Genomic DNA, 20914 nt, shown 5'->3' on the forward strand with positions numbered 1-20914 from the left:
GCAGCGTTCCTTTGAGTTTGAGCATGATCTCCGCGCAAACGCTTCGCGTTTGTCGCGAGGGAAAACCGGTGCCCACTCTTCCGGATCATGCTCTAGAAGAATTTCCAAAAGACCACGATGAAGACGACGTAGATGGCACAGAGCAGCAGGGCACCGAGGACGTTGGCCCGGAGGACGTCGCCCTTCGGGAACATCCACCAGCCCATGCGATTGGCGACCCAGGGCACCATGAAACCCGTCAGGAGGACGCTGAAGACATTGCCGACGAACAGGTTGAAGGCCCAGGGCATGTTCATCCTGTCCTGAAGGATCGGCGTGCCGACCCAGACGCCCCAGATGAAGACGATGGGGTAGAGCAGCAGCAGCACGATCATGTTCATCTTCCAGATGGACAAGGGCGCTGCACCCGACTCTTCGTCGCGGAACCACTGCTCGAAGCCGGTGCCGAGGCGCGCGTGGAATTCTTCGGTCAGCGGCTCGGCTTCCTCAATCAGCTTCCTGCGCACCGGCGATGCCAGCCAGGCGTCGAGGTTTGCCTGGTTGTCGAAACGCAGGATCGCGACGAAGTCTTCCTGGATGCCCGGCATCGGCGGCTCGAAACGGTAGCCCTGGAGGCCGGGTGCTTTGGATTGGGCAGCAGCGATCTTGCGCTCCCAGACGCGGTACTCGCCCTCCTTGCCCGGCTTCACACGGGTGCTGACGACGACCGAGACCGGCGCGGGCTTGCGGCCGCCTTCGTCGTCCCGCACGATGTGGACGTCGTCGCGGCCGATCAGGAACGGCGCCGCGCCTTCGATGCGCGTCTGGCGCTCGGGGGAGACCAGCCAGCGTTGCGCGTCCTCCATCGTCTGGAAACGTTGCAGGATGACCCAGTCGACCTGCAACGGCGGATTGGGTGGCATCAGCCGCTGCTCGACGAAGCCCGGAAAGCCCGAGACGATGTTGCTGGTTTCGCCCTGCCAGCGGGCAAAATCCTCGGATCGCTCCGGCCGCACGCTGGTCTGGGTGACGATGCTGACGGTCATTTTGTCTTCGCGAGGTCAGCGAACAAGCGGTCCGGCGTGAACGGCAAGTCGGCGAAGCGCACGCCTGTGGCATTGGCCAGCGCATTCGACACCGCCGGCGCAACCGGGTTGATGCCGCATTCACCCTGGGACTTTGCACCCAAAGGCCCGATCGAATCGACCGTGTCGGCAAAGAATATGTCGGTGGGCGGCGTGTCGGCGAAGGCCGGGACACGGCAGTTGCGCAGTTGCGGGTTCACCATGTGGCCCTGGTCGTGCACCATGTGCTCGACCAGGGCCCAGCCGTAACCCATGGCCACCGCGCCGTCGAGCTGGCCGCGGCATTGCATGGGGTTGATCGGCCGGCCGATGTCGGCGGCGTGCACGCTGTGCAGGATGCGGACCTCGCCGGTCACCCGGTGCACCGCGAGCCGCACGCCCTGAACGTTGAAGGCGATCGTGCGCGGCGACAGGTAAGCGCGGCGACCGACCGTGAAACGATGGTCGACCCTGGCGCCCTCGGCGTGCAGCGCGCTGAGCATCATCCGGTTGTTGCCGCATATCACCGCATCGTTGTCGAGGCGACACTGGTCGAGCGGCGTTTTGGTGTGGCGCGAGGCGAAGTCGAGAATGTCGGCCTGCATCGCCTCGGCAGTGGCGAGCACGGCCTTGCCGGCCACGACCGTGCCGGTGCTGGCGAAGGTGCCGGTATCGTACGGTGTGCGGTCGGTGTCGGCGTTGATGAGGGCGACGTCGCCGGCGCGAACGCCGAGCACGGCGGCGGCCATCTGCTTGTGTGCCGTGCTGATGCCGTTGCCCATTTCCGATGAGCCGCAGGCCAGGTGATAGGTACCGTCGGGCAGGAGCCTCATCTCCGCGCCCGAACGGTGTTCGGTCGGCGGTCCGCATTCGAGCATGGCGAGCGCAGCTCCCACCCCCTCGAGCCAGTCGTCGCCGTCTGGCTTTCTGACCCCATTGCCCTTCTTCAGCTCGCGCTCGACGATCTCAAGACATTGGTCGATGCCGTGGCTGCCGAAGCTCGCGTCGCTCGGTTCCTTCCAGATCGACTCGACGTTGTCGCCTGGCCGCACCACGTTCTTGCGACGAATCTCGAATGGATCCATGCCTAGGGTCTTGGCCAGCTCGTCCATGGCGCATTCCATGGCGAAGGTGGTCTGCGACGCGCCGTAGCCGCGGAAGCCGCCACCCGGGATCATGTTGGTGTAGACGACACGGCCGACGCCCTTCTTGTTCGGGCAGCGATAGGCCGAGATCGGGCTCGCCATGGCGGCGGCGAGGGTCTCGCTGGCATGGTTGCCGTAGGCGCCGGTGTTCGAGACCACCTGGACGTCGAGGGCGAGCAGGGTGCCGTCTTTCCTGGCGCCGATCTTGACCTTCGTCGTCATCTGGTGGCGCGTCGTGGCGCCGATGAACTCTTCCTCGCGCGTCCATTCCCATTTCACCGGGCGTCCCCCCAGCTTCATGCTGGCGAACAGCGGCAGATCTTCCGACACCATCTCCTGCTTGCCGCCGAAGCCGCCACCGACGCGCTCGGTGAAGACGTGGATCTGGGCTGCGGGGATGCCCATCAGGTAGGCGAGCTTGGTGCGAGCCGCGAACGGTCCCTGCGAGCTGGTACGCACATGCCAGCGGCCGTCGTCGCCCTTCCACGCGATGGAGCCGTGCGTCTCGAGATGGACGTGCTGTACGCGCGAAGTCGAGTAGGTTTTCTCATGGATGACGTCGGCTTCCTTGAAGCCCCTGGTCACGTCGCCGATCTCGCCCTGGAGGGTGCAGAAGACGTTGCCGTTGTCGGTCGCGACCTCGTTCTTGTCGTGCAGGATCGGTGCGCCAGGCTCCATGGCGGCGACGGGATCGAACACCGCGGGCAGGATTTCATACTCGACGGCGAGGGCGCGCACGCCGGCTTCGGCTGCGGCCTCGCTCTCGCCGACCACCGCCACCAGCCGCTGGCCGACGAAACGGGCGACGTTGTCCAGCAGGTAGGTATCGTCGGGGTCGACGAGATGGTCCTCGTGCAGCGCCGTGCTGTAGAGGCGGCGTGGCACATCTTCCCAGGTGTAGACCGTGACGACGCCGGGAACGGCGAGCGCCTTGCTCTTGTCGATTTTGCTGATGCGCGCATGAGCATGCGGCGAGCGCAAGACCTTGAGGTGCAGCAGGCCTTCGATCGCGACGTCCATCGTGTAGCGCGCCTTGCCGGTCAGGATGGCGTCGGTGAAGGGATTGGGCAGGCTGGCACCCAGCGCCTCGCCGGCAACGTCATCCTCTATGTTCTTCCTGCCGTGCAGCGCATCGACGATCGAACGATAGCCGGTGCAGCGGCAGATGTTGCCTTTGAGCGCGTGCGGCAGGTCGGCTTTGTGCGCTTCATCGAATGCGGCCGAAGCGGTCGTCATCATCATGCCGGCCGCGCAGTAGCCGCACTGGAAGGCCTGTGCGTCGTGGAAGGCTTGCTGGATTGGATGCAACTCGCCGTCCCCAGCGAGACCCTCGATCGTGGTGATCTTCTTGCCTTCGCCCCGGAAAGCCGGGACCAGGCAGGAATGGTACGGCTTGCCATCCAGCCACACCGTGCAGGCGCCGCAGTCGCCGGCATCGCAGCCCTTCTTGACCCCGAACACTTCCAGGTCGCGCAGGAAGGTGCGCAGGCACTGGCCCGGTTTCGGCTCGGCCGAATAGAGGCGGCCATTGACCTCGTAACTGCTCATGACAGCTCCGCGCGAATCTGTTCGGCGAGGTAGTGGGTGACATGACGCTTGTACGGGGCCGAACCATGGACGTCATGGAACCAGGCGTCCGGCGGCAGGCGCTGGTCGATCGCCTGGCGCAGTTCGGCGGCCGACGGCGTCTTGGCAAAGCGCAGATGCACTGGCCGGGGCGTCGCCGCGCTGACGGTCAGCAGGAAGTCATCGCCGTTGTCGTTGACGGTGGCAACGATAAGCGCCGCCGAGCGGCCCAGGTGAGTGAGCGATATCTGACGCATGGCAAAGCGCTTCCTGAGCGCCGCGGCCGGCAGAAAGATCGACCGCAGCAGCTCGCCCTTTTGCAGGACATTGGTGTGCATGCCGGTGACGAAGTCGACCACCGGCACCTGGCGCGGCTTGCCGTTCTGCGGCCACAGGGTGCAAACGCCTTCCAGCGCGGCGGTCAACGAGATCATGGCGCCGGCCGGCAGCGACATGACGATGTTGCCGCCGACGGTCGCCGCGTTCCAGATCTTGAACGACATCAGGAAGCAGTCGATGCACCGGTTGAACAGCGGCACCGCTTTCCACTCGGCCGGTCCTTTGAAGTCGTGCAGCTCGACGATCTTGCAGGTCGCTGCGATCTCCAGGCCTTCCGCCGTCACGGTGAGCGCCGGCCAACCCAACTGCTCGAGATCGACCAGCGTGTCGGTAGCAATCTGCGGCTCGGAAAACAGCCAGGTCCCGCCCGCCAGGAACGCGTGGCCGTCGCGCCATTCGATGTCCTCGAACGATCTGGGCCGCTTCACCTCGGAAATCGTATTGAGATTCATCGCCCCTTTTCCCCCACCTGGTGTGATGGCAGCCACCAACTGCGTCGTGGCTGCGTCACAGGGCTTCGTCGATCCTCACTTGAGATCGTCGAGCGACGTCGGACCGGGACCCGCCGTGATCAGGGTCGGCCACTGCTTCGAACCGAACGGCACGGCAGGCGGCAGGACGGGCTGCTTGCCGCGACGCTGCATCTCGGAGAGGATGGTCTTGCGGCCGTCACCTCCCATCAGCTCGAAGTCCATGACCTTGTAGTTGCCGAAGAACAGCTCGCCGACCGAGCGGTCGCCGATGATGCGGGTCATCGACGTCAGCATGTCCTCGGGCGTGGTGGTGAAGCCCATCGTCTCGATCAGCATCAGCCGGTCGTTGATCGCTTCCGGCCCGAAATACTGGGCGAGCACGCTGAACAGCACGTTGTTCTGGCGCGCCACGTAGATCGTGTTCGCTGCCGCGTAGGTCTTGGCCATGTCGGGGCCGAGCATCGCCGACCACTCGTCCATCACGCCCATCCAGTGCTTGACCTGGGTGGAGGCCGCCCAGTTGATGATCAGCTTGATGTTGGGCGCCTGTTTCTTGGCGAAGGCGAGTAGCGGATCGAGTGTGACCGCACCTTTGGCCAGGCAATCGTCCATGTAGGCGACGTTGGTGGCCAGAATCTCTTTCACCGCGGGCTTCCAGTCGGCCTGGATGTCGTTTGAGGCGTCGAGGTTGTCGAGCGCCGTCTTCATCTGCGTACGATAGGCCGCCATGGGCGCGATCCAGCGCTTGTCGGCGGGGTTGTTGACCGACGGGATGGCGACCTGACTGAGCGCCATGGTGCTGTGTCCGGTCGATTTCAGTATCTGGTAGACCTTGGGAACCTTGGGAGCATCGATCGGGGCCTGACCGGGCCTGAAAAGCATCAGCCGGCCGCCCTCGTTGGTGAACATCGCAAGGATGATCGGATGCTTGGCCAGGATATTGCGGCGATAGATGTTCGATGCCCTGTCGTAGAGCGAGAACATGCCGATATCGAGTTGCAGGACGTCGCGCGTCGCGAGGTCGGATGCCGATGACGGCGTATTGCCCGAGATGTTGGCGAGATATCCTGGAAGGTTGGCCGGCGCCTGCGCCGATGCCGTCCCGGCGGCAAGGCCGGCCGCGAGGACTCCCGTAGCCACGTGCAACAGTCCTCTTGTCATCAGTCCTGCATTTCTGGCCCCGACAGGAGCTGTCCGTCCGTTTGCGCTGGTCATCGAGTCTCTCCCTGGAACAGCAGCGTTAAGGTGCAAGGTCATCGCGAGCGCACCGGCTGGTGGGCGATGAGCCCGAGGTGGGAATGTATGTGACGGCCGGTTGTAAGAACGCGGCGGCGAGCAGGTGCGCCTGACAGCGAGCCCGGAGCATCAACTCGTACTGACGTTCGAACGGTTGAACCGAGGCTGGTAACGGCGACCCCATGCGAATCGAGTCGCTCTCGCGCGTGCCGATAAGGCCGAAGCCGGTGATGCCGGCGCCGTCGTACTGCGTCACTGCCCACCCCTAGCTACGATAAAACCAAATCGCGCCAACTCCGGGGAGCAGAAGTAGTGGGCGCGCGCAGATTCGTCCAGCGGTCTCACTGAACTGCCGGCTGGTGGATTTAGCGACGGACGGTGAGCCGCCCGCGCGCAGCCAGATTATCGGCGCGACCCGGTCCTGCGCCGCGCCCGGCTCGAGCTAGCGGAAAGTGGACGTGGGCCCCACTTGCGGCGGATCGTGCTGAACGAGGTCAAACTCATCGGGCATGCCCCAGACTCGGATATCGGGGCGGTCGTGCTGCTGCTATCTGGTGCGAGTGGGCGGGTGCGGCGTTAGATAACCTTGAGAATCTCATCGACCGTATCTTCTACCGGGCCGCTTGTGTCGATCTGATGATCGGCCGATTGCCTTAGCAGCGGTTCGATGGTCGCGAGAAGTTCGCAAACCTTCTGACGTTCTTCGTCAGTTCTGCCGTAGCCGTTCGCCGAACGCGCTTCGAGCCGCTTCATAAGCGTCGCGACCGGAGCTGACAGGAGAATAATTAGATCGATCAGAGGATACAGCCGCGTCATGTTCTCAGCGCAGCCGCTGATAAAGAGCAGCGCTCGATCCTGCTTCAGCAGAAGCTTTCTGACCCGGTCTTCGCGCCAAATCCAATCCTTTCCCTCCGCCGGCGTCGGTGTGTCACTCGGTGTGGCGTCGACCCACTCGGACCATTCTGGCGTATCCAGGTCTACGGCCCGATGGCCCCGTGCGAGGAGTTCCCGAGTAACGGCGCTCTTCCCCGTTCCGGACATGCCGGTAATCAAGACACGCTTCAATTTGATCCCTCATAACTTTGGCGAGTCCAGAATTCGCGCAGCGGTGCTCGCAACCGACATGTTACAGACCATGCTACGCTCTAGCGAGGAGCAACACGTCCGGCAGGTCGCCGCAGCAATATGGAGATCAGCGGCCAGAGCAGTTCAACAATGCCATGCTCGCCTTAGAGAGATTCTCTCTTAAAGAGTTTTCTGGAGGGTAGCATGTCGGCGAGCCGCCTCACCAGACAAACGGAACAAGGCGCCAGCGCACGCGGTTCGCATAATCGTCATAACCCTCGAGGCCGGTGCGGAGCGTTTTTTCCTCGATGCCGATCCGGATGCCGAACAGCAGGGCGAGGAGAGGGACGGCGACAAGTCCCCACCACGATCCGAGCACGAGCGATGTGCCGGCGATGTAGAACAGCGCGCCGAAATACATCGGATGGCGGACGATGGCATAAGGGCCTGTCGTGATGACCGCCTGTCCGCGATCCCTTTGTATTTTCACGACTGGCGCTGCAAAACTGTTGGTGCGCATGACCCAGTAGATGAACAAGAGCGCCGCCAGCAGGAGGCCGCATCCTGCCAACTGCACGGCAAACGGCATTGCCGACCAGCGCCAGCGCGCCGCATCCGCCGCCATGAAGCCCATTCCTCCGAAGATGAGGAGCAGGATCGGGACGAGAATCAGCTTGTCGGCGAGCGGCTGGTCCTCTTGCACGGGCGGCTTCAGGCGCTCTCTGAGCAGCCCGGGATCGACGCGCAGCATGATTGACCCGAAAACGATGGAGAGCGCGACCATCATACCGACATAGAGCCACCCGCCGGTGTAGTCCAACGTGCCTGCGGCACCGAAGATGACTGCGCCTATGAAGCCGAACCAGACGACCGTCTGGACGAGGAGGTTGAGAACGAGACCCATTTTCTTTGCCTTTCCCGTCGAAGCTGGATTCTTCCGCGCGGCGAGTACCGGCCGCGGGATTTCTCATCGCGGCCGGCGACCCCGTTTCCAGCGGCGCATGGCGTCTTCCATGGCGCCGCGCATCACCCGATAGAAATCCGCCATCTCCTCAAGACGTGCGTTCACATCCCTGGACGCGACGATTCTGGTCCCGGCGCTGAACTGCTCGGCCAACGCGTCGAGCAGCCGGTTCTGTTGCTGGATCATGGCTTCGTAGTCGTCAGCCACGGCGTAAAGCGCACGCTTCGTTCCCGGTTCGCTATGGCGCCGCGCCAGCGTGTAGCTCTCCAGCAGCCGAGCCGCCACGCTGGCGCTGCTCTTGCTGATGCCGAGTTCCTCGGTGATCTCGTCGAGGCTGACGGGGCGGGGGCGGAGCAGCAGATGCCCGTAGAGCCGGGCGGCGACGGGCGGCACGCCCCAGGGCGTCAGCAGCCGGGCCACGTCTTCTGCGAAGCGCCGCTCGTTCTTGCCTGGCTTGTTTGACATATTCGACATATCCCGAATATACTGAAGGATAGGCTGGTGGACAAGCCCCGCGCTCGGGAGGAGGCCATGCTTCCCTATCTTGTTGCCGCGATCATCGTTGTCGGACTGCCGACCATCTACGCCGCGGTGCGATATCGCGAGTACCGCAAGTTCCTGGCCGGCGCGTTCTTCGTCAGCAGCGGGATGCAATTCTACTTCTACCTGGCTGATATCCCGATCCCGCTGATGTGGACCGGCGCCGTCCAGTCGCCCGACCTCAGCGCCGTGCGCGGCACGATCCACTTCGCGCTCTTTGTTGTCTGTCTGTATTTCGGCTGGTTCTTCCGCCGCCGCGCGGATCAGCCGGAGGCGTAGCCCGCCGCATCTTCTTGACGGTAACGCTCGTCGTGGTGGGTTTGCGCTCGCTAACCCGCTCTACGGCCCTGGCAGGCTTTGCCGTTCTGCTGCCGGTAAAGACAGACGTATGGATACGTCGTCGGCCTGCTCGCCGTGACCTCGACCGACGGTATGACGGCGGATTTCTATCCGTTCGACATGAGTTTTCTCGGCGCGACGGCAACGCGGATCATCAACGAGGTGAAGGTCGTGAACCGGGTGGTGTATGACCTGACGAGCAGCCGCCGGGGACGATTGAGTGGGAGTAGGGTAGCACGCCCTGTATGGCTTTCGCCGCCACTCGCGGAAGGATCAGGTGAAGACGATGGAGACGACGTCCTCCATGAAGGCCGAAACCTTTTTCACGCCGGGTCTGTATTTTGACGGATGCCCGCATCGGTTACGCAGGTCCAGAGCTTCCTCCAACGTGTCCTTCTCGCTCTTGTCGAGGACTCCAAGCTCGCGCGCGGCCAATAGCTGAATGCTTTCCTTGATGTAGGCGAAGTCATCGACGGATTTGACTGCTTTAGCCTTCTGGTCGTGCTTCTGGACGGCGGCGGTGACGACCGCTGGACTCTTCTTCATCATCTCGTGTTGCAGTGTGCGGGCGGCCGCTACCCACACCGATACCACGCATGGCCGCAGAGCTCCAACGCTGAGGGACTTCAAAGCCTCCTCCAGATACTCGCGGACGTCCACGTCTGTGACCTTAGAAACTGCCGCGGTGAGCGTGCCAACGTCATGCTCTAATTCGGGCTTATTCGCGGGCAGGCCCAACAGCTCCCGCACATGCTTGCGGCCAGACTCCGTCAGCTTCCAGAGGCGGCTCTTTCCCTGAAGGCCGTTGGTGTCCGCGAAGGCGCCACTCTTGCCCAGAACGTCCGGGACATTGACTTTAGATGCGCCGGGCGCGCGGGCGGCCACGAGGCGTTTCTTGATGACGTCAGCGGTGAGCGACGCCTGATCTTCGTACTGCTCGCAAAAATAAAGTACCGCGAGCACGCGACTCTCGTGGGTGCCTGCCTTGAGCGGAGCTAAGAACTCGACCAGCGTCATGCGCCAGCCTTCGAGCGAGTCTTTGTGCCCTTCTTCACCTTGTAGGTGTTCTTAAGATGAATCTCACCGTGGACCGTAGGCTTGAACTTCCCTTTCCCTGCGGACACGAAGAGCTGCTTGCCGTCATCCGTGGCACGGCGAAGTGTCATGTCGATCCTCGACGGCACAGTGATGCCTGCGTCGGCCGCCACGCTCTCGATCTCCGCCGCAGTGAAGGGTTCTGAGCCGTACTGCTCGAACAGGTGCGCCACCGCCAGCCGCACGTTGTCGGCAGGTTTATCGTGAGTGTGTCTGCTAAACAGGCCGCTATCGCTGCTGTCGCCTGCATCGCGCTCGCTGGCGACATCCTCTTCGGCCTCGGAGGCGCTGTCCCCGGACGATGCGTTCTGAGTGACGTACGCTTTCAAGAGGCCGAAAGCTTCGGCTCTGACCTCGCTCGGCAACTTGCCGATAACCTCGCCGACTTCCGCCAAGCGTCCGGCGCGCTCACTGAAAGTTTTCTCGTCCACCTTTGGAGTTCCTTCTATCTTGATTTCGAATCGCCGATGCCGCTCGATCGAATCGGCTGAGGTCGATGACCCCGCTCGCTATCCGAACCCAGCTTCGACGATGCCTTCGCCCGTGCGCGTGACGAGCCAGGCCTTGAGACTGTCCTTCTTTTCGCTGTGCTCCATGAAGTGTCCTTTTTTCACGCAAAGGTTTGCCTTGTCGTTGATGTTCGGGGGTACTGGCTCGCGCGCCGCGCGGAAGCCGCGCTCAAGGTCTGCTGCGTTGAATGGCGACGCGCCATCGTAATTCTCGAGGAAATAGCCGATCGCCAGCGTCTTCTGCACCCCATTCGACGGCCCTCGCTCGATCAGGAATTCCTTCAAGGATAGTTTCTTCTCCTCGACGCTGGCGCCGGTGTCGCCGCGCCCGGTGCCGGCTTCAAGTTTTGAGAGGCGGGCGTCGAGGCTTTTGACGGAAGAAAGGATCTCGTCCAGCACCTTCTTAATTTCGCGATCCATAGTGATCAGCCTCCCTTCGGCCCACGTGCTTCAAGGCGGTTCAAGACCGCATCGACCTCGTGCGCGGGGATCTCGTAATTGGTCCCGCTGCCGGTGATGAGGCCGTCCTCGCGTAGTTTCTTGATCGCGGCATCGACAGTCCCGGATTTGACCGGGGTCTGCTTCTTAATCTCCTTCCCGGATACCGCGCTAATGGCGGCCGCGCCCTCGTTCTTCAGAAGCTTCTTCACCACCATGTAGGCGAGAACCTTGTCCTCTTCTTTCAGGCTATTGCCCTTCTTGAAAAACACGGCGTGCGTATCTCGTTGAATGGTGAGGAGAGACTTCAGCACGTTGGCGGCACGTTCAGCGTCGAAGCCGCCGCCGTCGGTGTAGAGGTCTTCAAGCAGTGAGTTCTTCCCAGCCATTGTTGTTCAATCTCCCGACAAGATAGTACTGGCGTTCCCGTTATGTACGCATTGGGCGAGAAGCTTGTCAAGCCGAGTCGTTCATAATCTTGTGCATATTATGTTATGAGAAAAAGCGGTCGCTTTTCGGCATCGTTTTCTACGACGAACTCATAATGCGTGAGGTGATTTACAGATAAAAACTTTCTAGCCTTATAAAATCTACATAACATATTGTAAATTAGATTATTTTTTGGATATGCGGAGGCATCAAAGTTGGCAGTCTAATTGGTAATTTTATTCTGACTGTTGTTTGATTTTGGCTGTATTTCAAGGGGGCGCGTCTTTCCGACTTTATGCTCACCATCCTGTGGAAGTTTTCTTGGTTGTCGCCCGGCGAGCGGCATTCATAACTGCTCGGGCAATCGCATCTTGTCGGCAGATCGAACAACAATGGCTGGGAAGAGCTCACTGCTTGAAGACCTCTACACCGACGGCGGCGGCTTCGACGCCGGACGTGCGGTCGATGAGCTGCAGTCTTCGAGATGCGCTATGAATGGCGGATTACGTTTCGCTAACCACCGCGGCTTGACGCCGAGCCGGTTTGCCAACCGGTCCCGGAAAGACCAGAATCCGAACAGACCCTCCATGTGAACGGAGATAGTCCAGGGCCAGCGTCGGGACGAGACGTGCATGTCGACGGCAATTGCCATTTTCGGCGGCGTCGGGCTGTTCCTGCTCGGCATGGCCGTCATGACCGACGGACTGAAGGCGCTGGCCGGATCCGCGCTGCGGGCTGCCCTCGGCCGGGCGGCGGCGACGCCGCTCTCGGGTGCCTTGTGGGGCGCGGTCGTCACGCTGCTGGTGCAGTCGTCGAGCGCGGTGACGATGACGACGATCGGCCTCGTCAATGCTGGGCTCTTGACCTTTCCGCAGGGGCTGGGCCTCGTGTTCGGCGCCAATGTCGGCACGACGGGTACCGGCTGGCTGGTGGCGCTGATCGGCGTGCGCGTCTCGCTTTCGGTCTATGCGCTGCCGATGATCTTCGTCGGCGCGCTGGCCAAGTTGCTGGCAGGCGGGCGGATCGCAGCGGCTGGCGGCGCGCTCGCAGGCTTCGCGCTGGTGCTTTACGGGCTGACGACCCTCCAGCAGGGCATGGGAGGTCTTGCGGAGAGCCTGCATCCGTCCGACCTGCCGGCGGTGATGGGCATGCCGGGGATTGGCTGGATCGCGGGGGCCGGCGGCCTCATGACCCTGATCGTCGTGGGCCTGGCGATGACCGCGGTCATGCAGTCGTCGACGGCCGCTATCGCCGTCACCATTTCCGCTTTCTATGCCGGAGCGGTGGGCCTGGAGCAGGGCGCGGCGCTGATCATCGGCCAGAATATCGGGACGGCGACGAGCTCCGCATTGGCGGCGATCGGCGCCAGCACGACGGCCAAGCGCCTCGCGCTCGCCTATGTGCTGTTCAAGGTCATCGCGGCGCTGATCGCGATCGTCGCCTTTCCGCTCACGGCGGCGCTGATGAAAACCTTGTCGGCGTCGGCCGACGGGATGACGCTGCTGGCCGCTTACCATACGGCCTATAACGTCGTCGGCGTCGCGGTGCTGCTGCCGGCGACGCAGTGGTTCGCCCGTGTCGTGGAACGGCTGCTGCCTTCGCAGCAGACGGCGCTTCAGCGCGCGCTCGATCCGAGCGCGCTTGCAAGTCCGGTGATTGCGGTGGAGTCCGCGCGGCGTGTCGTGGCGGACATCCTCGCGACGTCAGCGGTCTCGGTTTCCGTCGCGCTTTCAGGCGGCGCCGGCCCTGCGAAGAAGGACACGGCGGCGGCTGCCGCAGCGCTCGAGGAGGTGCGGGATTTCCTGTCCGAATTGCACGAGCCGCCCGAGACGGAGGCGGAACGGCTCCGCCTCACGAGCACGTTGCACGCACTCGATCATGTCGCACGCCTGGTGGAAGCCGTGGGCGAGGGCGGGCTCGCAAGACAGCCGGCAGGGACTTCTCACGACCTTCGCGCCGCCGAGCTCTGCACACGGGCCATGCGCGCGGCGCAGGCGATCGGCGGCTCGATCACTTCGGAGTCCGCCCTCAGCGCGCAGGCGGAGCCGATCGGCTGGAGCGTTTCGCCGGAGGTCGCCTCGGCTCTTGCCGATGTGGAAAGCGCAGCGAGAGAACTCGATGCCCTCCAGCGGGACCATCGTGCCGCGACGCTGGCCTCCGTCGCACCCGGAAAGCTGACCGCCGCGGACGCCTTCGCGCGGGTCGAGGCCGCCCGACGGCTCGACCGGATCGCGTATCATGGCTGGCGTTCGGCGGCCCATTTGCTCGGCCGCGGCGCGGATGACAATCGGAAGGAACGAGGATGAGCCGGCTGGGACCCGCGAGCCGGTCCTCCGGTGATCCTTCCGATCCAGGGCAAGTAACCGCGAGGCATAGCGAGCGAGCAATCCTGCGCTCGCTGCGCCCGGCGATGCCCGGGCTTGATCCGGGACAGCCAATCGAGAGCCATGCCGCAGGGCGGCGCAGTCTGCCCTGCGGCATTCGGCTGTCATCCGCCTTCCCATTTCCGCGCATATGCTGCAAGCCGTAGCGTGGGAAGGAACTTCGAATGTTTCGTACCGTAAATGACGCGCGGTTCTGGGACCGCACGGCGCGGAAATATGCCGCCGATCCCATCGCCGATATGGCAGGCTATGAGCGCACGCTGGAGCGGACTCGACATTATCTCAAGGGAGATGAGAGCGCGTTCGAGTTCGGCTGCGGGACGGGGACGACGGCGCTGAGGCTCGCGCCATCGGTTGGGCGCATCGTGGCCACCGACATCTCCAGCGAAATGATCGCGATCGCGCGAGAGAGGGCGAAGGCGGAAGGCCGCGACAATGCCACGTTCGAGGTGGCGCGGCCGGAGGCGGCGTCGTGGCCGGATGGCGCCTTCGATGTCGCGTTCGCCTTCAACGTCGTGCACCTGGTGGCCGAACGCGAGGCGGCCTTGCGGGGCGTGCATCGGCTGCTGCGGCCCGGCGGGCTGTTCATCTCAAAGACGCCATGCCTGAAGGAGATGAACCCGCTGATCGGCATCGCTATTCCCCTGATGCAACTCGTCGGCAAGGCGCCGTATGTGGCGTCCTTTTCGGCGGAGGATTTGCAGCGGGACATCGCTGCGGCGGGATTTGAAATCATCGAGCTCGCACGTCATGCCTCGCGCGGCAGGGACGTGCGGCCGTTCGTGGTAGCGAGAAAGCGATAACGGCTCCGGCGCGCCGGGCGCGGGAGGTTTAGCGCTCCGCCTTTCGCCGCTCGCGATGCGCGGCCTGCTTTGCGCGGTTGCCGCAGACGGCCATGATGCACCAGCGGCGGGTGCGGCCGCGGGTATGGTCGGCGAACAGCAAGGTGCAGGCCGGGCCTTCGCAGGCCTTCACGTCTGAAAAATCCTCGCTACAGACGAACTGCGCCAGCGCTTCGCCGATCGGGGAGAGCAGGGCTTCGGGCGTGCGCCATCGGCGCGCCTTCTGAAGCTGGAGCGGCGGCTCTTCGCCTTTCGGCGCGGCGGCGATCCGGTTGAAGGCTTCGTCGCGCTGGAGCAGGCGGTTGAGCGGCTCCAGCTCGGTGAGACTCTTTGCCGTCAGCGGATGGCCCTTGTGCTTGCGGACGAAACCGCGAAACCACTCGCGCAGATGCCTGGCCTGATCGGCGACCTTGTCGAGCTCGCCGGGCAGCGCGTGCGCCTTGATGCTCCTCAGAGCCTCCGCGGGCACGAGCTCCGCCTGCTCCAGCCAGTTGAGCAGGCCTTCGCCGTCATCGATCCAGTCGACCGGCGTATCGACGGGCGTGGCGATTGAATTCAAAAAGTCGAGCCCGAGCGCGTCGGCAATGAACATCGCGGAAGGACGTTGGTCCATCACAGCTCCTTTTCCGGGCGCCGGCGAAGCGCCATCACCCAACCGTGAACCGGTTCCAGAGATAACCTGTTCAGTAGGCGTTGACAAGTTACGCTCTTGCGAGGTAACCGTCATTATATCATTATGTAGGTTACGACGCGTTTCGAAGCAGCGCGGAGGAGGGGCGATGTGCGAGGACGATCCGGCTTCAGGCGTGAGCGACGGGCCGGAACCGGCCGGGGTTCACAAGTTCGCCAGCAGCGTTGGACGGCGCAAAACCGTACTAGACCGTAACCATCAAAATCCAAATAGAGAAGTTACCAGACAGTGGAGAAAGCCATGACTGCCATCAACTATCGCACTGCCGATGTCGACGGCTGGAAGATCTTCTATCGCGAGGCAGGCCCAAAGGACGCGCCGACGCTGCTCCTGCTGCACGGCTTTCCGAGCGCCGGCCATATGTTCCGCGATCTCATCCCGCTGCTCGCCGATCGCTATCACATCATCGCGCCCGATCTGCCTGGCTTCGGGCAGTCCGACATGCTGGCGCGCGGGCAGTTCGCCTATACCTTCGATCACATCGCCGACGTCATCGACCGCTTCACCGAGGTGATCGCCTTGAAGCGTTTTGCGATCTATGTGTTCGACTACGGCGCGCCGACGGGTTTCCGGATCGCGGCAAAGCATCCCGGGCGCATCACGGCGATCATCTCGCAGAACGGCAACGCCTATGCGGAGGGGCTGAGCGACGGCTGGACGCCGATCCGTGCCTATTGGGAAGATGCCTCGCCGAAAAACCGCGAGGCGCTGCGCGCATTCCTGAAGCCGGAGACGACGGTCTGGCAGTATACGCACGGCGCCGATGCGGCAAAGGTTTCGCCGGACGGCTATTCGCTCGACAATTTCTATCTGTCGCGGCCCGGCGCCGACGAGGTGCAGCTCGATCTGTTCGGGGATTACAAGAGCAACGTCGCGCTCTACCCGGCCTTCCAGAATTATTTCCGCACCCACAAGCCGCCGTTCCTGGCGGTGTGGGGCAAGAACGATCCGTTCTTCGTGCCGGCGGGAGCGGAGGCGTTCAAGCGCGACATCCCCGACGCAACGGTGCGCTTCTTCGATACCGGGCATTTCGCGCTGGAAACCCACGCCGCCGAGATCGCGTCCGCGATCCGCGACTTCCTTCACTGATCTCTGAGGTCAAGGAGAGTTCGTCATGCGTGCCATCGTGCTCGAAAAATTCGGCGGGCTGGACAGCCTCGTCTACCAGGATATCCCCGAGCCTGAGCCAAAGGCCGGGCACGTCGTCATCGAGATCAAGGCGTTCGGCCTCAACCACGCCGAGTTGCACATGCGCCGCGGCGAGTGGGCCGAGGCGGCGCCGGTCAGCGGCATCGAATGCGTCGGCATCGTCAAATCGTGCCCCGGCGGTGAATTTCCGGTCGGCGCAAAAGTCGCGGCGCTGATGGGCGGTCTCGGCCGCACCATCAACGGCAGCTACGCGCAATATACGCGTGCGCCGGTTTCCAACGTTGCGCTGATCGAGGCGGACCTGCCGTGGGCCGAACTTGCCGCCATTCCCGAAACCTACGCGACCGCCTGGACCTGCCTGTTCCGCAATCTCGAAATCAGGAAGGGACAGTTGCTGGTCATTCGCGGCGCGACCTCGTCCTTTGGCCAGGCCGCGCTCAAGATGGCGGTCAATGCCGGGGTGCGGGTGATCGCGACCACGCGCAGCCGTGAACGCTTCGCTCACCTGGAAAAGTTGGGCGCCGAGCGCTGCGAGATCGAGCGGCCCGATCTGTCGAAGCACATCGCGGAAGCAAAACAGATCGACGCGGTGCTCGACCTCGTTGGCAACAGCGTCGTGCTGGACTCGCTGGCGATGCTCCGGCGCGGCGGCCGCTCGTGCCTGGCCGGCTGGCTCGGCGGCCTCGATCCGATTCCCGATTTTAACCCGCTGCTGCAAATGGCGAGCGGCGTTTACCTCACCTTCTTCGGCAGCTTCGTGTTCGGCACATCAGGCTTTCCGCTCTCCGACGTGCCGTTGGGACAGATCGCTGCCGATGCGGCGGCCGGCAAGCTCGACGTCAAGCCAGCCAGGGTTTTTCGCTTTGACGAGATCCGCGAGGCGCACCGCGTGATGGAGTCGAACGAAGCGCGCGGCAAGATGGTCGTGGTGCACGACTGAGAGTTAGCAGATAAGGAGAATGCCAATGACAAAGTCGGTCGCTGTGATCACGGGCGCGAGCCAGGGCATCGGCAAGGCCACGGCCATCCGGCTGGCGCGCGATTTTTCCGCACTGGCGCTGGTGGCCCGCGACCGCGCCAACCTGGAACAGACGGCTGGCGTCGTGAAGGCCGCCGGCGCAGACGCGCTGGTCATCGATGCCGATTTGAGCGAGCCCGCGGCGGCACAAATGGTCGTCGATCGAACCAGCGACGCGTTCGGCCGCCTCGATGCGCTGCTCAACATCGCCGGCGCGGTGCCGCAGATCGATTTGTTCGAGATGACGGACGAGCAGTGGGAGGGCGGCCTTGCGCTAAAGCTGCACGGCGCGCGCCGGCTGACGATCGCGGCGTGGCCGGCGCTGAAGGCGGCAAGGGGTTCGGTGGTGTTGATGTCGGGCAATTCGGCGCTGTTTCCCAAGTCGCCTTATGCCGCGGTCGGCACCATCAACGCGGCGATCGTCGCGCTGGCAAAAGCGTTCTCCGATCGCGGCATTGCGGACGGCGTGCAGGTCAACAGCGTGCTGCCGGGCCCCGTCATGACGGGCCGCCGCCGCTCCTATCTTGCGCACTGGGCGCCGCTGCACAACATGACAGTCGAGGAAGCCACCGCCAAATTCCCGAAGGAAGCCGGCATCGCGCGCTATGGCGAGCCGGAGGAAATCGCCGAGCTGATGGCCTTTCTGGTCTCACCCGGCGCCCGCTGGATGACGGGCTCGACGCTGCGCATGGACGGCGGCGAGGTGAAGTCGGTGTGACCGGGCGACGCGCCGCCCAAGTAGGCCACGCTAACGCGCCCCGCCGCTTGTTTTGGGGCACTCCCGGTTACACGTTCGTCAAGTCGCCGCTAGCCCTGACAGATTTGACTCATCGCCTTATCTATCTTGTCGGAACACTTAGCGAAAGCAGATAGCACCTGATCGTCTTCTTCCGATGGCATCAAAGATCGGGCGGACATGATGGGAAAATCGGCACTCCAGAAGCCTCCTGGGATCGGTAGTTTGGCTCCGGCGGCCGCATCGTTCAAATGAATTCGCGCGATAAGGCGGCGGTTCAATCTGGAAAAGTAGTCCGGATCGCTGTCGACCATGTTGGAGACAGGACTCACGAACGGGAAGCGACCGGCCAGAAATCCATCCTGATAATGCGGGCGTTTTGCAACGGGCGGACAGACCGCCTGCAGTCGAGCAAGCACGATGTGCTGGTCGGCATCGAATGTCACCGAGTTGGTGCTGGGCACGAGCGCCACGACGTACAGATAGCCAGTACCCTGTCCGTTCCAAAGTGCAAAGCTCGCAGCGACTCGAAGGCTCGGTGTTACGTCGATCAACGGTGTCGGCCACAAGTCATAGTGCTGCGCCACGGCCCACACCGCTTCACGAAACATTCTCAGCGTATTTGGCCGTGGCATTGGAAGGTTATCACACACCGAGTGGACGATCTTAGATATCGGACCGTTCAGATGATTCCATATCTTGCCGCGCGTGTCTTCGTCGGCCGGAAGCGTGTGATGTGTGCCGCTGAGCGATCGCCAGGTAGGACGAAAAATCGCGGAGCGCAGTGGCCAATTTTCAGCTTGACCACGAAAATGCAAGGTAAGCCGTTTATTCATGACGGAGAGGAATGACACGACGTCGACAAGCTTGGCGTAGCTGTCGACTTCGATCGAAGCGGCGTTGTTCACCGCTTCCCAATCCTGCAGGGTACTCTTCATTGCTCTAAGCGCCTTGTGACGCTCGAACTCGAGATATGCGGCCGGTCCGTAGACAGCATCGAGCGGATACATGCGAAACAACCTAGCAGAAAACGACATGCAATCATAAGTAGTTTGACGCGATTGGACAAGGGTGCGTCGGGAGCAAGCGCTGAAGCCATATCTGCCGTGATGCGCATTGTGGCGCTCTCAGTTGTGTATGGGATCGTCAAGCGAAATTCAGATGCATCCGATCCCTCATGCGTTCGTGCTTGCCGCCATGCCCGACATCTACGATCCCGCCTTCGTCAAAAGCGTCTTCGATCGCTGCTCGTCGCGTTACATCACGTTCAGCCTGATCTGCTCGTTCGGTTTTACCGAGCGCTGGCGGCGGCAGTGTGTGGAGGCAATGCCGGCGCCATCGGCCGCGGGCGCGCAGGGCTACGATTTGATGGCGGGGACGGGGGAGGTGTGGCCGCATCTGCTGCGGCGGTTTGATGGCATCAAGTCGATCACCGCGGTCGACATTTCGTCCGGCATGCATCGCCTCGCGATGCAACGGCTGCATGCGCACCGGGCGCACCGGATCGAGTTCATCGAGGACGATGTGCTGGCGAGCGACCTGCCGGCCGACAGCGCCGATTTCGTCATCTCGACGTTCGGGCTGAAGACGTTCAATCCGGAGCAGCATGCGCGGCTGGCGGCGCTGGTCGTGCGGGTACTCAAGCCCGGGGGCGTATTCTCGATGATCGAGGCGTCGGACCCGAGGGGATGGTGGCTGCGGCCGCTCTACCTGTTCCACCTCAAAGTCGTGTTGCCGCTCATCGAGCGCGTTTACCTGCGCGGCGCACAGGATTTTGCGATGATCGGCACCTACAGCACCAATTTCGGCGATGCCACCGCGCTGGCCGCGATGTTGCGCGGCCACGGACTCGAGGTGGAATTCTCAAAATACTTTTTCGGCTGCGCAACCGGCGTGGCCGGTCGTAAGCCGACTGGCAGGTAGGGCGGGTCAGCCGATCGTCAGCATGCTGAGCGCGGGATCATCCAGGTCGAAAAGGTCTGCCAGACGCCGTCGCCGCGATTTCGCTGATAGGCGATGAAGTCGGCGTCGTCGCCGTGCACGAGTTCGTAGCGGTAATACGTGCTCGAGCCATTGGTTTGCGTTGCCATGGAAAGTTCTCCTGAATCAGGAATTGAACTGTCCTTGACGTAGGTGTGAGGCCTCACCGATCAATGGAATGACCGGCGTCATCCAGTCAAATTGCCGAGAGAGCGCGGCATACCCTGGTATGGGAAGGTGCGATCAGGCGTTGAGATCGGTGCGGGCGCCCGAGGTGTCTCGCGCAGCCGAGTAGCCGGCGCTCCGCTGTGCGGTTGCGCGCTGGCCTTCCGCCAGCATCGCCTCGAAGGCGGCATCGAGTTGCTCGCGCGAATAGTTTGTTGATGACGACTCCCGCGGCCGCCATTCGGATTGCGTGATCGCGGTCGAGGCCTTTTCAACCGTGCCGCCAACGGCCTTCGCGATTCGTTCGGCGCGCCATTGCGCCAGATCGGGGCCGCCGATGAGGCCGGGAGGATCCTGGAGATCGCCGACCTTTGCGGCGGCCTGGTTGGTCATCGCCACGGAGCCGCTGTTATAGAGGGTGGCAACGACCTTCCCGCCGACCTTGACGGTCGCGTAGTTGTTTTGCGGGGCATTGTCCGGAACTTCGGAGCCCGTCAAGGTGGCATGCATCTGGAGCCAGGCCGCCGCCATGAGGTCGCGCAGTTCCGGATTGTCCTTGACCGAAAAGATCTTCAGCCCTGAGGTATCCAGTTTCTTGACGGCGGAAACCGGAATGCCCGGCTTCGTTTCTTCCGCCGCGGCGGGTTCGTCCGCGCTGGTCTCGGGTAAAGCATCCGCACGCGTCAGTGCCGTTTTCGACGCGGACGCCTGTGCGGGACGCAAATAGCTTGCTGCGTTGGCTGCACTCGTAATCATGGATACTCCTGA

The 20914-nt window shown here is 62.9% G+C and carries 22 protein-coding genes and 1 pseudogene; 8 read left to right on the forward strand and 15 right to left on the reverse strand.

Translation table 11 applies throughout. The features are described from left to right. Positions 1-92 precede the first annotated feature (92 nt). The 7 genes from JQ628_RS12280 to JQ628_RS12310 all read right to left on the reverse strand — a co-directional run bounded on the left by JQ628_RS12280 (position 93) and on the right by JQ628_RS12310 (position 8296). Positions 93-1025: an antibiotic biosynthesis monooxygenase gene (locus JQ628_RS12280; protein ID WP_212222828.1), complete on the reverse strand. Its 933-nt coding sequence runs from the start codon at positions 1023-1025 to the stop codon at positions 93-95. Continuing rightward, on the reverse strand, positions 1022-3736 hold the full coding sequence (locus JQ628_RS12285; protein ID WP_212222829.1) for a molybdopterin-dependent oxidoreductase: 2715 nt from the start codon (positions 3734-3736) through the stop codon (positions 1022-1024). Before JQ628_RS12285 ends, JQ628_RS12280 begins: the two co-directional genes overlap by 4 nt. Then, complete coding sequence (locus JQ628_RS12290; protein ID WP_212222830.1) at positions 3733-4545, reverse strand: FAD binding domain-containing protein; 813 nt, start codon at positions 4543-4545, stop codon at positions 3733-3735. Before JQ628_RS12290 ends, JQ628_RS12285 begins: the two co-directional genes overlap by 4 nt. Positions 4546-4620: 75 nt before the next feature. Continuing rightward, a complete protein-coding gene (locus JQ628_RS12295) occupies positions 4621-5706 on the reverse strand; it encodes a hypothetical protein (RefSeq protein WP_249127816.1) in 1086 nt (361 codons plus the stop codon). 672 nt (positions 5707-6378) lie between these two features. After that, on the reverse strand, positions 6379-6867 hold the full coding sequence (locus JQ628_RS12300; RefSeq protein WP_212222832.1) for an AAA family ATPase: 489 nt from the start codon (positions 6865-6867) through the stop codon (positions 6379-6381). Between the two features lie 220 nt (positions 6868-7087). Next, on the reverse strand, positions 7088-7771 hold the full coding sequence (locus JQ628_RS12305; RefSeq protein ID WP_212222833.1) for a methyltransferase family protein: 684 nt from the start codon (positions 7769-7771) through the stop codon (positions 7088-7090). Positions 7772-7834: 63 nt separating this feature from the next. After that, entirely contained in the window at positions 7835-8296 is a 462-nt protein-coding gene (locus tag JQ628_RS12310; protein WP_249127818.1) for a GbsR/MarR family transcriptional regulator, read from the reverse strand. A gap of 36 nt (positions 8297-8332) precedes the next feature. On the opposite strand from JQ628_RS12310, the gene JQ628_RS12315 reads away from it, so the two are divergent. Then, a complete protein-coding gene (locus tag JQ628_RS12315) occupies positions 8333-8650 on the forward strand; it encodes a hypothetical protein (RefSeq protein ID WP_212222835.1) in 318 nt (105 codons plus the stop codon). A gap of 62 nt (positions 8651-8712) precedes the next feature. Further along, positions 8713-8940: pseudogene (locus tag JQ628_RS12320) on the forward strand (glutamine-hydrolyzing GMP synthase); the annotation flags it as partial. Between the two features lie 43 nt (positions 8941-8983). On the opposite strand, the gene JQ628_RS12325 reads toward JQ628_RS12320, so the two are convergent. The 4 genes from JQ628_RS12325 to JQ628_RS12340 form a co-directional block, all read right to left on the reverse strand. After that, positions 8984-9727: a hypothetical protein gene (locus tag JQ628_RS12325; protein WP_212222836.1), complete on the reverse strand. Its 744-nt coding sequence runs from the start codon at positions 9725-9727 to the stop codon at positions 8984-8986. Beyond that, entirely contained in the window at positions 9724-10236 is a 513-nt protein-coding gene (locus JQ628_RS12330) for a hypothetical protein (RefSeq protein ID WP_212222837.1), read from the reverse strand. The genes JQ628_RS12325 and JQ628_RS12330 overlap by 4 nt, the downstream gene beginning before the upstream one ends. A gap of 78 nt (positions 10237-10314) precedes the next feature. Further along, positions 10315-10734 (reverse strand): hypothetical protein, encoded by a 420-nt coding sequence (locus tag JQ628_RS12335; protein ID WP_212222838.1) that lies wholly within the window; start codon positions 10732-10734, stop codon positions 10315-10317. A 5-nt stretch (positions 10735-10739) separates the two neighbouring features. Continuing rightward, positions 10740-11141, reverse strand: a complete 402-nt coding sequence (locus JQ628_RS12340) for a hypothetical protein (protein ID WP_212222839.1) — start codon at positions 11139-11141, stop codon at positions 10740-10742. Positions 11142-11813: 672 nt separating this feature from the next. On the opposite strand from JQ628_RS12340, the gene JQ628_RS12345 reads away from it, so the two are divergent. Then, positions 11814-13487, forward strand: coding sequence for a Na/Pi cotransporter family protein (locus tag JQ628_RS12345; RefSeq protein ID WP_212222840.1), 1674 nt, complete (start codon positions 11814-11816; stop codon positions 13485-13487). Positions 13488-13729: 242 nt separating this feature from the next. Continuing rightward, positions 13730-14368 (forward strand): class I SAM-dependent methyltransferase, encoded by a 639-nt coding sequence (locus tag JQ628_RS12350; RefSeq protein ID WP_212222841.1) that lies wholly within the window; start codon positions 13730-13732, stop codon positions 14366-14368. Positions 14369-14396: 28 nt separating this feature from the next. Here the strand turns inward: JQ628_RS12350 and JQ628_RS12355 are convergent, their stop codons facing one another. Next, on the reverse strand, positions 14397-15020 hold the full coding sequence (locus JQ628_RS12355; RefSeq protein WP_212222842.1) for a CGNR zinc finger domain-containing protein: 624 nt from the start codon (positions 15018-15020) through the stop codon (positions 14397-14399). Positions 15021-15338: 318 nt separating this feature from the next. Between JQ628_RS12355 and JQ628_RS12360 the strand changes: the two genes are divergently transcribed. Genes JQ628_RS12360 through JQ628_RS12370 form a run of 3 tightly spaced genes read left to right on the forward strand, consistent with a single transcriptional unit; the run spans position 15339 to position 17983 of the window. Beyond that, the gene (locus JQ628_RS12360) at positions 15339-16187 is read left to right on the forward strand and encodes an alpha/beta fold hydrolase (RefSeq protein ID WP_212222843.1); all 849 of its coding nucleotides are present in this window, start codon (positions 15339-15341) and stop codon (positions 16185-16187) included. A 25-nt stretch (positions 16188-16212) separates the two neighbouring features. Then, entirely contained in the window at positions 16213-17187 is a 975-nt protein-coding gene (locus JQ628_RS12365; RefSeq protein WP_212222844.1) for a zinc-binding alcohol dehydrogenase family protein, read from the forward strand. 25 nt (positions 17188-17212) lie between these two features. Beyond that, on the forward strand, positions 17213-17983 hold the full coding sequence (locus JQ628_RS12370) for an SDR family oxidoreductase (protein ID WP_212222845.1): 771 nt from the start codon (positions 17213-17215) through the stop codon (positions 17981-17983). Positions 17984-18072: 89 nt separating this feature from the next. Here JQ628_RS12370 and JQ628_RS12375 read toward each other — a convergent pair whose 3' ends face one another. Continuing rightward, positions 18073-19011 (reverse strand): FRG domain-containing protein, encoded by a 939-nt coding sequence (locus JQ628_RS12375; protein ID WP_212222846.1) that lies wholly within the window; start codon positions 19009-19011, stop codon positions 18073-18075. Positions 19012-19162: 151 nt separating this feature from the next. Between JQ628_RS12375 and JQ628_RS12380 the strand changes: the two genes are divergently transcribed. Beyond that, the gene (locus JQ628_RS12380) at positions 19163-19924 is read left to right on the forward strand and encodes a class I SAM-dependent methyltransferase (protein WP_249127820.1); all 762 of its coding nucleotides are present in this window, start codon (positions 19163-19165) and stop codon (positions 19922-19924) included. A 17-nt stretch (positions 19925-19941) separates the two neighbouring features. Here the strand turns inward: JQ628_RS12380 and JQ628_RS12385 are convergent, their stop codons facing one another. Continuing rightward, positions 19942-20091: a hypothetical protein gene (locus JQ628_RS12385; protein WP_212222847.1), complete on the reverse strand. Its 150-nt coding sequence runs from the start codon at positions 20089-20091 to the stop codon at positions 19942-19944. Between the two features lie 133 nt (positions 20092-20224). Beyond that, positions 20225-20902, reverse strand: coding sequence for a hypothetical protein (locus tag JQ628_RS12390; protein WP_212222848.1), 678 nt, complete (start codon positions 20900-20902; stop codon positions 20225-20227). Positions 20903-20914: the final 12 nt, after the last annotated feature.

The organism is Bradyrhizobium lablabi, assembly GCF_018129385.1.
In the GTDB taxonomy this organism is placed as follows: domain Bacteria; phylum Pseudomonadota; class Alphaproteobacteria; order Rhizobiales; family Xanthobacteraceae; genus Bradyrhizobium; species Bradyrhizobium lablabi_C.